The organism is Niabella insulisoli (assembly GCF_039652435.2).
Lineage (GTDB): Bacteria > Bacteroidota > Bacteroidia > Chitinophagales > Chitinophagaceae > Niabella > Niabella insulamsoli.
The window spans coordinates 4,099,285-4,112,210 of sequence record NZ_CP190246.1 but is presented as its reverse complement, the minus strand read 5'-3'; the positions used below and the strand labels follow the sequence as shown (position 1 = coordinate 4,112,210).

General features: G+C 46.8%; 9 protein-coding genes. 5 read left to right on the top strand and 4 right to left on the bottom strand.

Going from position 1 to position 12,926, the window contains the following annotated elements:
- Window positions 1-1,374 carry an aldehyde dehydrogenase gene (locus ABDK00_RS17465; protein WP_346236043.1) on the bottom strand — a complete coding sequence of 458 codons (1,374 nt, stop codon included), beginning with the start codon at window positions 1,372-1,374 and terminating at the stop codon, window positions 1-3.
- 164 nt (window positions 1,375-1,538) lie between these two features.
- Between ABDK00_RS17465 and ABDK00_RS17460 the strand changes: the two genes are divergently transcribed.
- Complete coding sequence (locus ABDK00_RS17460) at window positions 1,539-1,982, top strand: nucleoside deaminase (protein ID WP_346236044.1); 444 nt, start codon at window positions 1,539-1,541, stop codon at window positions 1,980-1,982.
- A gap of 35 nt (window positions 1,983-2,017) precedes the next feature.
- Here ABDK00_RS17460 and ABDK00_RS17455 read toward each other — a convergent pair whose 3' ends face one another.
- Complete coding sequence (locus ABDK00_RS17455; RefSeq protein ID WP_346236045.1) at window positions 2,018-3,490, bottom strand: RagB/SusD family nutrient uptake outer membrane protein; 1,473 nt, start codon at window positions 3,488-3,490, stop codon at window positions 2,018-2,020.
- A 50-nt stretch (window positions 3,491-3,540) separates the two neighbouring features.
- Window positions 3,541-6,729 (bottom strand): TonB-dependent receptor, encoded by a 3,189-nt coding sequence (locus ABDK00_RS17450; RefSeq protein ID WP_346236046.1) that lies wholly within the window; start codon window positions 6,727-6,729, stop codon window positions 3,541-3,543.
- 179 nt (window positions 6,730-6,908) lie between these two features.
- On the opposite strand from ABDK00_RS17450, the gene ABDK00_RS17445 reads away from it, so the two are divergent.
- Window positions 6,909-7,514, top strand: a complete 606-nt coding sequence (locus tag ABDK00_RS17445) for a superoxide dismutase (RefSeq protein WP_346236047.1) — start codon at window positions 6,909-6,911, stop codon at window positions 7,512-7,514.
- Between the two features lie 71 nt (window positions 7,515-7,585).
- Here ABDK00_RS17445 and ABDK00_RS17440 read toward each other — a convergent pair whose 3' ends face one another.
- Entirely contained in the window at window positions 7,586-8,272 is a 687-nt protein-coding gene (locus tag ABDK00_RS17440; protein WP_346236048.1) for an SIMPL domain-containing protein, read from the bottom strand.
- Between the two features lie 593 nt (window positions 8,273-8,865).
- On the opposite strand from ABDK00_RS17440, the gene ABDK00_RS17435 reads away from it, so the two are divergent.
- The 3 genes from ABDK00_RS17435 (at window position 8,866) to katG (ending at window position 12,893) form a co-directional block, all read left to right on the top strand.
- Window positions 8,866-10,086, top strand: a complete 1,221-nt coding sequence (locus ABDK00_RS17435; protein WP_346236049.1) for a beta-ketoacyl-[acyl-carrier-protein] synthase family protein — start codon at window positions 8,866-8,868, stop codon at window positions 10,084-10,086.
- Between the two features lie 48 nt (window positions 10,087-10,134).
- The gene (locus ABDK00_RS17430; protein WP_346236050.1) at window positions 10,135-10,398 is read left to right on the top strand and encodes a phosphopantetheine-binding protein; all 264 of its coding nucleotides are present in this window, start codon (window positions 10,135-10,137) and stop codon (window positions 10,396-10,398) included.
- 218 nt (window positions 10,399-10,616) lie between these two features.
- Window positions 10,617-12,893 (top strand): catalase/peroxidase HPI, encoded by a 2,277-nt coding sequence (gene katG, locus ABDK00_RS17425; protein ID WP_346236051.1) that lies wholly within the window; start codon window positions 10,617-10,619, stop codon window positions 12,891-12,893.
- Window positions 12,894-12,926: the final 33 nt, after the last annotated feature.

The window sequence follows — 12,926 nt, the reverse complement described above, 5'->3', positions numbered from 1 at the left end:
CTACCTGATTAGTTTTTTAAGGATGGACAACTTGCCTTTGAAAGATGGATAGGCCATTTTCAAATCGGGCCAGGTCGCTGCTTTCAAAATTGCGCGCTGATGGCTAAAAGTCTCCATAGAAAATTTCCCGTGATAACGCCCGATGCCGCTATTTCCGATGCCGCCGAATGGCAGGTTTCTGTTAAGATAATGCACGGCAACAGCGTTGGTGCAGGCGCCGCCGCTTGGCACGCTTCCCAACCAGGTTTCCGCTTCTTTTTTGTCATCGCTGAAAATGTAGAATGCCAGCGGGTTCGGGTTATGGTTGATTAACCTCAGCGCTTCTTCGTCGCTTTGGTAAGTGAAAACCGGCAACAGTGGGCCAAATATTTCTTCTTTCATGATGGGCGCGTTGATATCCGGCGCCTCGAGGATGGTGGGCGCAATATAAAGTGTGTCTCTGTCGGTGGCGCCGCCAAAAACCACCTGGCTTGTCTGTAAATATCCTTCTAACCTTTCAAACTGCTTGTCGTTTATAATGCGCCCGTAGTCATAACTGGATTTTGGATCAGCTCCGAAAAAATCGACAATCACTTCTTTTAACTGCGTTAAAAATGCATCTTTAACTGAAGCGTGTACGAGCAGGTAATCGGGTGTAATGCACATCTGGCCCGCATTTGAGAATTTTGCAAGTGCAATTCTTTTAGCGGCTAATCGCAGGTTGGCACGGGCTGTAACCACACAAGGGCTTTTGCCGCCCAACTCGAGCGTAACAGGAATAAGCTGCGCGGCGGCCGTCTGATAAATTATTTTTCCCACTGCCGTGCTCCCGGTATAAAATATATGGTCGAACCGAAAATCTCTTGTTAGTTTGGATATCACTTCCGCTCCGTCGCCGCAGACGCAGCGGACATAGTTGGGGTCAAATGTGCGGGCAATAATTTCCTGGATAATATGTTCCGTAGCTGATGACGCTTCGCTGGGTTTTAATACCACACAATTGCCGGCGGCGATAGCTCCCACGAGCGGGACAAACGAAAGCTGAAAAGGATAATTCCAGGGAGCAATGACCAACACCACGCCCCGCGGTTCATTTACAATATAACTTTTACCGGGAAGATTGATCAGGTTGGTCGCCACTTTTTGTGGCGCTGCCAGGCGGTCGAGTTGTTTCAGGAAAAAATTGATTTCCGACAAAACCGTCCCTGTTTCTGTGATCCAAATTTCTTCTTTGCTTTTCTTCAAATCCTTGTGCAGCGCTTCGTTCAGGGCATCTTCCTGCTGAAGAATAGCGTTCTTTAACTTTTTAAGCTGCTCTTTTCTAAAATTAATATTTCTTGTGGCGCCCTCCTGGAAATATTGGCGCATTGCGGCTAATGGCGGATGCTGACTCATAAAAAGAAACGTTTATACTGATAAAACGGACGGCAAACTACATTGCGTCACGGGTTGCAAAAACTTTACGACTAACTTTGTGATGAAGATAAACAGATTTTAACGACCACTAAACACAGGCGGCGGATTGGCGCGCCATCGTTGGTGGGAGCAAAATATAGAAAATGTACACCGACGAATATTTTATGCAGCTGGCTTTGAAAGAGGCGGCTAATGCTTTTGAAGCGGATGAAATTCCCATCGGCGCCATTGTGGTGCAAAACAATAAAGTGCTGGCGAGAGGATATAATATGACAGAGAAGCTAACGGATACGACAGCGCATGCAGAGATTATTGCTATTACCGCCGCTTTTAATCGAGTAGGGTCGAAGTATTTGCCCGACGCCACTTTATACGTAACGGTTGAGCCCTGCGTTATGTGCGCCGGTGCTTTATACTGGGCAAAACTGAGCCGGGTGGTTTGGGGCGCTGCAGATGAGAAGAATGGTTTTAGCCGCGTTCAACCGGCGGTGTCTCCGTTTCATCCCAAAACTCAGATTACTACAGGCATTATGGCCGCCGAGTGCGCTGCACTGATGAAGGAATTTTTTAAGAAGAAAAGAAAATAAAAGCCACTTCAGTAAAAATAGAAGTGGCTTTAAGCTTAATAACCTTCGTTTTGCTGATCGCCGATTTGCGGGTTGGCATTAATCTCGTCCACCGGTATCGGTAGAATGGATTTATTAAAACTTCGGTCAATCGTTTTAGGGCGTGTGGGAACCGTTATTCCCAAAATTTCATCGTTAAAGGTGATAGCGCGGTTGAGGCGGATCATGTCGAAATACCGCGCACCTTCGGCAAATAACTCTTTACTTTTTTCTTCCAGGATCATATCCAGATTGATCGTGGCGGTAGTGGCGGGCGCTAGCGCGGGCGCTCTTTTTCGAATAGCGTTCAAATATCCCACTGCTTTTAGGCGATCGGTGGGCAAAGCAGCTTCTGCAGCGATGAGATAGATTTCTGAAAGGCGGATAACTTTGATGTTTACTGCGGTCGTCGTGGCTTTCCCATCTCCAGCCAAATCAACGCTGCCGCTGTATTTGTAGCAGGATCCGAGACGCGGGCTGCCAGGCGTGGATAATTCATCATCGTCCATAACGCCCCAGCGCACATCAGTCGGATCCTGGCTCAGGCGGTTCAGGAAATAGTCGCTTGCGCCAAACCATCCGAGCGCACTGCTGTTGCCATGCCCTTTTCTTCTTAAATAAAAGCCGAGCGATGAAACCCCTAAGTCTGACTCGTTCGGAAAAATGCCCAACTCAAAAATAGATTCGGCGCCAAACTGCGTCGACCAGGAGCTGACCCAATTGGCATTGCTGTATAAGGTGTAGCCTCCATTGGTAATGATATCTTCCGCCGCAAGCAAGGCCTCGGGTTTTTGATCCATAGTAAGATACACACGCGCCTGAAGCGCTCTGTTAGCATAATAGTTCAGATAGCCGTTGGTTTTTGTTTTGGGCAGCAACGGCGCTGCGTCGGTAAGGTCTTTCAGAATCTGCGTGTAGGTTTCGGCTACCGATGCGCGCAGGGGCTGCGCTGAAGCATTAAGCGGCGTAAGCACCAGGGGCACACCATACGAACTGTTGTTATCGGTATAGGTTTTCCCATAAATGCGAACGAGGTCGAAATACATCATTGCTCTTGCCGTCAGGGCCTGGCCTTTATAACTGTCGAAATTTTCGATAGAGCCGGCGGCCTGCAAGGCCTCAATACTTTGTATAAGGCTGTTGGTCTGAAGAATATTATTATAAATGGTAGACCAAAAGCCCACATAGCTATTGGAGTTGGCGGTGTGGTTAAATGTGTATAAGGCATCGGAGCCGCGGCCCTGGGAATAGAGCGTCAGGTCGCCGCCCTTTGCATCGCCATACATAAACATGTTGCGGCCATAGTAATTCGAACTACACATGTTGCGCATAATTCCGTTAATCATCACTTTGGCATCGGCCGCGGTTTGAACCGAGGTGCCCGCGTCGGTTGCATTTGATGGCTTAACATCTAAAAATCCTTTACCGCATGAGGAAATAGTAACAACGGCGAGGATCGATAAAGAAAGCGGTATAATATATTTTTTCATCACTAAATTTTTTGGGTTTTCGATCATTCAGAATGATGGTTTTCTGTTTATCAAAAATTCACTTCGAGGCCGAACGTGAAGGTTTTTGCAAAGGGCACTTCCCAGCCCCTCGTTGCATATTGATTCACTTCCGGATCGGCTATTTTATACTTTGAAAACGTAAGCAGATTGGTGGCATTAAAAAACAGGCGGGTGCTGCTGAGATGCACTTTTTGAAGCAATGATCCCGGCAGCCGGTAAGACAGCGTTGTGTTCTTTAAACGCAGAAATGACGCGTTATGCAACTGGCGGGTGCTGTATTGCATGGGATCTGTCAGATCGCTGCCGCTTAGTTTTGGCAGGGTGCCGCCGTTGTTGTTATCTGTCCACATGTTTTCGTAATAATACGCCGAGCGGATCCGCTCCCAATAATAACCGTCGTCAGCAACATCTTTAAAAGCGCCGTCATACAGGTTTCCCCCGAGTTTATAGATAAGGTTGAGGTTTAGCGCGAGGCCTTTCCACTCAAGATCTGTTGTAATGCCGCCATATACATCAGGAATGCCGTCTCCGATAATTTTTCTGTTTGCGGCGCTGTAAGTGTAGGTGGCGCCCCGTCCGTTAAATTCGAAATCGCCGGCGCCGGGGTCGTCCGCGTCATTCACATACCACACATTTTTCCCGTTTGACGGATCAACGCCCGCCCATTCATATCCATAAAAAGATAGGGTGGATTCGCCCTCGCGATAAATGAATTGTGCGCGGGCATCACCGCCGGTGGGATCGTTCCAGATGATATCCTGGCCAGCCGGCGCGCCTTCCTGTTTGTAGAGTTTTGTAACGCTCGACTTCAGTGCGGTTGCATTAAAACCAATATTCCATACAAAGTCATTCTTTCGGATCACGTCAACGCCAAGGTTGATTTCTATCCCGTGATTATTGATTTCGCCCACATTTCTCAAAGTAGAGCCAAAACCGGTCACCATTGAAATGGGTACGTCCTGCAGCAGATCTCGCGAGTCGCGGTTAAAGTATTCTACCGAACCGGTAATGCGCTGCTGCAACAAGCCAAACTCAAGTGCGATATTGGTGTTGTAATTCGTTTCCCAGGTTAAGTTAGCATCGGCTATAGAAATCACGCTGCCTCCGGCCTGCTCCATATATTTATCAGTAAAACCGGTAAGCGTTCTCCAGCCGTAATTAGCAGTAGGAAGTGTGGCGTTAATACCATAAGACCCCCTCAACCGAAGGTCGCTGATCAGGTTGTTATCTTTAAGAAAGGCTTCTTTGTAAATATTCCAGGCGCCACCGATCGACCAAAAGTTCGCCCAGCGGTTGGAAGGGCCAAAGCGGGAATTTCCATCGCGGCGATAAGAGGCCGAAAGAAAATACCGCTGGTCATAATTATATTCTGCCCTGGATAAAAAAGATTGCATGTTGTAGCCCCAATTGTAGGCGCTGGCATTGGTCTGGCCGGCCGTTACAACGGTGTGAAGCGCACTTGAAGGAAGATCAGTTCCCGACGAACGCATAAAATCGGTCAGGTTTTTCTCTGCCTCATACCCGGCAAGCGCGCCAATACTGTGAAGGCCAAATGTTTTATTGTAATTCAGCGTTGTGGAGGATACGATTTTATTGTAATTGGTTGTTAGTTCATGCACAGCGCCGTTGGTCACCTGCCCGTTGAAATGTTTGGCGCTATAATAAATATGTTCTTTCACCTGAGAGTTGTTATAGGAAAAAATAGTTTTGGCGGTAAGGCCGTCATACAGGTTGACGGTCAAAGCCTCCACCGCAGAGACGTTCAATTTACCTGCATTATTTTCCCATTCGTTATCATAATACACATTGTTCTGGGCGAGGCTTCCAAACCTTGCCGTAAAAGGCAGGCCGGTTTTATAATCGGTAGGCCAGTAGAGCGGCCATAAAAGATTGCGCGACTGGTAGAGATAGTTGCCGCCGGTATTGCGCGTGTCGTTAAAGCCGGATTTGTCGTCTTTGCTGATGCCGACATTGGTGGATAACTCGAACAGTTTTCCGATCTTCTGGCTTACGTTTACGCGGCCCGCTACCCGTTCAAAGTCGTTTACGGCAATTCTGCTTTGATCTTTGGTATAAGAGATGGAGGAATAATATTTGGTTTTGTCCGTGCCGCCGCTAACCGACAGATCGTTGGTAGTGAAATAGCCGGTTCTAAACAGAACATCATCCCAGTTGAAGTATTGCCCTTCGCGATTCACCATTCCGTCGGTCATCCCTTTGATCATCACGTTTTCATAACGGCCGTTGCCGCTTGTTTCAAAAAAATAGCCATGCTTATTAAACTTGGTGTTAAGCCGGCTTAGGGAATTGCTGTTGGCAAAGTCTTCCGTTCTGCCTCCTGTAATATTATAATCGTAAAAAACCTGGTAGAGCATATTCACCTGGGCCTGCACATCGGCCGATTCATAATTGTCGGTAGCCCAACTGGGCGAAAAGCCATAAGAGGTTTTGAAGCTAACTGTGGGGGCGCCTATTTTCCCTTTCTTGGTGGTGACAATGATGACGCCGTTAGCAGCTCTCGATCCATACAGCGAAGCCGCTGCCGCATCCTTCAAAACGGTCACCGACTCAATATCATCAGGATTGATGCTGCTCATGATATTATTGCTGGTGTAGAGGTAATCGCCCGACTGGCCGCCAGAGCCTGATGTAATAGGGACCCCGTCGACAACATAGAGAGGATCCTGTGAAGCGTTCATAGAACCAATCCCGCGAATCCGCACCGAAGGTGTAGAACCGGCCTGCCCCGAAGTTTGTGTAACCTGCAAGCCTGCCACGCGGCCATTTAAAGCATTTTCAAAAGAAGTGGTGGGAATGTCTTTGATTTTTTCAGCATCTACCACCGCTGCGGCACCGGTATAAGTACTTTTTTTGGCGGTGCCATAGGCTACGACAAACACTTCGTCCATTTTGGCGGTAGCATCCTGCGTCAGCACAACCTCAACAAAATTTTCCGTCCCGACAGAAACTTCGGCAGGCTCAAAGCCAACCGCTGTAATTTCTAAAACGACATTGTCCGGCGCTATTTCGATTTCGAAAATTCCGCCGGAGTCTGCGGAGACAGCGTTGCCCGTGCCTTTTACAGCGACGGTAGCCCCGGGAATAGGGCTGCCGGCATTATCTTTTACCGTGCCGCTTATTTTTCGGTTTTGCGCAAGTAGGACGAGGGGACAAAAAAGGAGCAGCAGGAGAGAAGCATAGATCATTTTCCTCTTCATAAAATGCAGAATTTTTAGTTTTAAGGATATGTTAAATATAAGTTATTAAAATGTAAATAATACACTTTAAGTTTTGGAATAGTATTTGCGCCCCAAGGCATGGATTCAACTATCTCGTTTTAAATTTGTTATATTGCCAAGCAAACATTTATTTAATCATTATAAAAAACTCTACAATCATGGCATTTAGTTTACCTGCCCTTCCATACGCGAAAGAAGCGCTGGAACCACATATTGACGCACAGACAATGGAAATCCATCATGATAAACATCATCAGGCTTATGTTGATAATTTAAATAAAGCCATCGACGGAACGGAACATGCCGACAAATCGTTAGAAGATTTGGTAGCAAGCGCTGGATCGATTTCTCCGGCTGTTCGCAACAACGGCGGCGGTCACTGGAATCATACTTTCTTTTGGGAAATTTTGACACCGGGCGGCGCGAAAGAGCCTTCAGGTGCGTTAGCAACAGCTATTAACGAAACTTTCGGATCGCTCGACGGTTTGAAAGAGAAAGTAAATGCGGCCGGCGCCACTCGATTTGGTAGCGGATGGGCTTGGTTAATCGTAAAAGACGGCAAGCTGGAAGTGACTTCAACTCCTAACCAGGACAATCCATTGATGGACATTGCAGAGGTAAAAGGAACACCCGTTTTGGGGATCGACGTGTGGGAGCATGCTTATTACCTGAATTATCAAAACAAAAGACCGGCGTATTTGAGCGCTATCTGGAATGTGATCAACTGGGATAAAGTGGCTGAAAAATTTGAAGCCGCTAAATAACCGTCAATGATAGTGATTAAAAAAGCGAGCCCCCTGTCGGACTCGCTTTTTTCGTATAAGATAACAGGCGTTTACAGGATCTCGAACCTGCATACCACGGTGGCTTCAACTTTCAGGTTTTCGAAGTTCAGGTCGGCGGCATCGGCAGCGCCTCTGGCCTTCGCTTCATACATTACTGTGTTGGCATAAACGGGTCTTGCAAAAACATTTTGCTCCTGGATAAAAAGCGCTTTTCCGGCATTTTGCCCGATCGCTTCGGTTAGCAATTGTGCTTTTTCTTTTGCCGCTTTAATGGCTTTTATTTTTACTTCCTGCCGGTATTCCTCTATTTTAGAGCTTTCCAGTTTCTCAATGTTGGCGTTGGAAAGGCCTATTTCTTCAAGCGCCAGAAACACTTGCCCTGCGGTTTTGCCGTCGTGAACGATAATCTGATATTGCTTGCTTAATAACACATCTTTTGATAAAAATCCGTTTTTAAGATTGCTCGCCAGGTCTTTTATCATCACGTCTTTTTTAGTGTCGATGCCCAGCGACTGAAGTTTCTGAAGCATCTGCCTTTCCTGTTCGGAAATTGCATTTTTATTTTTGCTGTCCTTTTCATTCAGCAACACCTGGATATAAATTTTGTCAGGGGTAAACTCCATTTCCGATTTACCTGTTACTTCAATGTAATTTTTATCGATGAAGTTTTTTTCTCCGGTTTGAGCGAAAAGCGCCATAGATGTTAAAAGCGCAACTACTGTAAATACTTTTTTCATGTTTGTGTAATTTTTGTTGATTTTGCGACATGTTATCTGATTAAAAGACGTTTCCAATTTTACTTCTTGTCCTTTTTATAACATGTCATAGAATAAGGTTTAAAAATGATACAAATATTTTCTTCAGGATGATGGTAAAAAGCGATTTACACAGCGGTTTACAAAACTTTAGCCTTTAAGGGGTTTTATCCTAATAATTTATAAAACTTTAAACTGCGTGCAACCATTCATAAGGCGCCGCGACAGAACCATCCGCATCACCGAGGCAGCCAAATGACGGTTTTTGCCATCTATACCTTTCCTGCGTAAGCAAAGACGCTTTCATTATAAGAAATGTGGCAGCGGCGCGGTAAATTATCAGTTACGGGTTTTAATCTCAAATTATAAATCATATTACTTTTGTAATTGTGGAAGATAAAAAGGTGTGTGCGTTTGCCGCCGGTATTATCGCTGCCAGTTAGATAAAGAATGAATGACTATAAAAATTACTAAATAAAAGCTGCCCGGGCCAGGATGATTTTTGGGCAACATCCTGCCGTCTGCCGACAGGCAGGCATACGACCAATAAAAATAAAAACATAAAAAATATTAGGATGAAAAGAGTGGTGATCACCGGGATGGGCATTTATTCCTGCATCGGAAAGAACCTTGAGGAGGTAACGGAGTCTTTAAAAGCCGGCAAATCGGGTATTAGGTTTGACCCCGTTCGCAAAGAATTTGGATACCGTTCGGCTTTAACCGGATGGGTGGAGCGCCCTTCCCTGAAAGGCCTGCTCGATCGTCGCTCCCGGATCATGTTGCCGGAGGAAGGAGAATATGCTTATATGGCAACGATAGAAGCTTTAAAAAACGCGAATATAGACGAAGCGGTAATTGCGCAGCTGCAGCCTGGTATTTTATATGGCAACGACAGTTCGGCCAAGGCGGTGATCGAATCCACCGATTTGATCAGAGAAAAAAAGGATACGATGCTGGTGGGGTCGGCTGCGGTTTTTCAAACGCTCAATTCTACAGTAACGATGAACCTCGCCACCATTTTCAAGTTGAAAGGGATCAACCTAACCGTAAGCGCGGCCTGCGCGAGTGGCTCCCACGCTATTGGCCTGGCTTATGTATTGATCAAAATGGGGCTCCAGGATTGTATCATTGCCGGCGGCGCGCAGGAAATTAACCACCTGTCGATGGGTACTTTTGACGCCTTGGGTGCATTCTCCGTAAACGAAACCGAACCTGAAAAAGCCAGCCGGCCGTTCGACAAGGATCGCGACGGATTGATTCCCAGCGGAGGGGCGGCTACGCTTGTTATCGAAAGTTTGGAAAGCGCACAAAGGCGGGGCGCGACTATTATCGGTGAGATCATTGGCTATGGGTTCTCGTCTAATGGGGAGCATATCAGTAATCCAACGGTTGCAGGTCCTGCCAAATCGCTCAAAATGGCGTTGCAGGATGCCGATCTACAGCCCGAAGCGATCGATTATATTAATGCCCACGCTACGAGCACGCCGGCGGGCGACGCGAGCGAAGCCCGAGCTATTCATGAAGTATTCAATGGGCTGCATACGCCCGTAAGTTCCACGAAATCAATGACCGGCCATGAATGTTGGATGGCAGGCGCCAGCGAAATCGTTTATTCCTCGCTGATGATGCACAACGATTTTATCGCACCGAATATCAATTTTGAAAATCCGGACGCCGATACCCAACATCTTAATATTATAAAAAATACGACGAAAAAAAATATAAACGTATTTTTGTCCAATTCTTTTGGATTTGGGGGAACCAATTCTACCCTGATTGTAAAACGCTTCTCATAAAAAAGATTATGGGTAGCGCTGCCTGATGGAGGCAAAAAAGTGGCAACTATGACAATAGAGGAAATAATAGAAAAAACTAACTCATTTTTGATTGATGAATTTGAGGCTGAAGCGTCATCTATAACACCAAATGCCAGCCTTAAAGAAGTGCTCGACCTCGATAGCCTTGATTATATCGATCTTGTTGTCGCGCTTGAAAGTAACTTTCATTTTAAAGTGCAGCCGGGCGATTTCCTTCCGTTGGTAACATTCCAGGATTTCTACGATTATATACAAGCGCAGATAAACAAGAAATCTGTTGTAGCAAACTGATTTTTCGCTAAAACTTTTTGCCGCAATCTGACGGCGTTCATGATTTTTTCGGCGGCATTATAACCGGCACGGTCGATGGCTCTTGTTAGGGCCGTAATTATAGTTTCCAGCTATCGAAATATAGATTTAATCGATTTTGATTATACCGGTTAAGCCTTATGTTTGTGCTCCGTCGGCGTAAGCTGGCCATAACTTATTATATTCAAAAAAACTATCTAATGGAAAAAGATTCTAACGACATCAGTAAATGCCCTTTTCACAATGGGTCCATGAAACAAAATATCGGCGGTGGAGGAACTAAAAACCGCGACTGGTGGCCGAATCAGCTTAAAGTAAATATTCTACGCCAGCATTCCTCTTTATCCGATCCGATGGATGCATCTTTTGATTATGCGGAAGCCTTTAAAAGCCTCGATCTGGATGCGGTGAAAAGTGATTTAACCCATCTTATGACAGATTCGCAGGATTGGTGGCCCGCTGATTTTGGCCACTATGGCGGACTGTTTATACGCATGGCCTGGCACAGCGCCGGAACTTACCGCATTCACGACGGTCGTGGCGGCGCCGGTCAGGGGCAACAACGCTTTGCTCCGCTGAATAGCTGGCCCGACAATGTAAGCCTTGATAAAGCGCGCCGCTTGTTATGGCCGATCAAACAAAAATATGGCAACAAAATTTCTTGGGCCGATTTGATGATCCTGGCGGGAAATGTAGCGCTTGAATCGATGGGCTTCAAAACTTTTGGCTTTGCGGGTGGCCGCGAAGATGTGTGGGAGCCGGCCGAAGACGTTTACTGGGGTTCTGAAAATACCTGGCTCGGCAACGAAGACCGTTATGCTAAAGGCGTTCCCGGCGTTGAAGGTCACGGTATTGTTTCATCTGATGAGGATCCCAAAGGCGTTATTCATTCGCGCCAACTCGAAGAACCATTGGCGGCGGCTCACATGGGCCTTATCTATGTGAACCCCGAAGGGCCCGACGGAAATCCTGATCCTGTACTGGCTGCCAAAGATATACGCGAAACCTTTGGCCGTATGGCAATGAACGATGAAGAGACGGTGGCTTTGATTGCGGGCGGCCATACATTTGGTAAAACACATGGCGCCGCCCCGGCTGACGCGCATGTAGGCAAAGAGCCTGAAGCGGCTGATATAGAGGCTCAGGGTTTTGGATGGAGCAATAGCTACGCAAGCGGCAAAGGCCCCGATACGATTACGAGCGGCCTGGAAGTGACCTGGACGACGACTCCTACAAAATGGAGTAATAATTTCTTTGAAAATCTTTTCGCTTTTGAATGGGAGCTTACCAAAAGTCCGGCCGGCGCGCATCAATGGGTGGCTAAAAACGCAGCACCGATTATTCCCGATGCTTACGATGCTTCGAAAAAGCATTTGCCAACCATGCTTACAACCGATCTTTCTTTAAGATTTGACCCGGTTTATGAGAAGATCTCAAGAAAATTTTTAGATAATCCTGATGCTTTCGCAGATGCCTTTGCGCGGGCCTGGTTTAAACTTACGCACCGAGATATGGGGCCTCGCGCCCGTTACCTGGGCAAAGAAGTTCCCGCAGAAATTCTGATCTGGCAGGATCCGATTCCTGAAGTGGATCACGAACTAATCGGCGACGCCGACATTGCTGCTTTAAAATCTAAAATATTAGCAACGGGCCTTACCATTGGTGAATTGGTTTCCACCGCGTGGGCTTCTGCGTCTACCTTCCGCGGCGGCGATAAAAGAGGCGGCGCTAACGGTGCCCGTGTTCGTTTAGTTCCGCAAAAAGATTGGGAAGTAAATAACCCGGCCCAGCTGGCAAAAGTGTTGTCGGCTTTAGAAAATATAAAGGCGACCTTCGACAAAGAGCAAACTGGTGGTAAAAAAGTTTCTCTGGCAGATTTGATTGTACTGGCAGGATGCGCAGCGATTGAGGAAGCAGCCAAAGCGGCGGGTCACACTGTAACGGTACCATTCACTCCGGGAAGAACCGATGCTTCGCAGGAACAAACCGATGTAGCATCTTTCGAATATATGGAGCCGCTGGCAGATGGTTTCCGAAACTATCGCAGCTCCAAATTGGGCGCTTTAACCGAGGCGCTGTTGATCGATAAAGCTCAATTGTTGACGCTTACTGCACCTGAGCTGACTGTGCTGGTTGGTGGCTTGCGTGTATTGGGCGCCAATTTCGACGGGTCGGCCCACGGTGTTTTCACATCGCGCCCCGGGCAGCTTACCAATGATTTTTTCATCAACCTATTGGATATGAACACGGCATGGAAAGCAATGGGCTCAGACAAAGAGTTGTATTTAGGAAATGACCGCAAAACAGGTCAACCGAAGTGGACGGCTACCCGCGCTGATTTGGTGTTTGGCTCAAACGCTGAATTGAGAGCTGTTGCTGAAGTGTATGCCAGCGCTGATGGGAACGAAAAGTTCGTGAAAGACTTTGTGGCATCATGGCACAAGGTGATGAATCTCGATCGGTTTGATTTGAAATAATAATTTAGGAGATACGTTATAAAATGGGGCTGG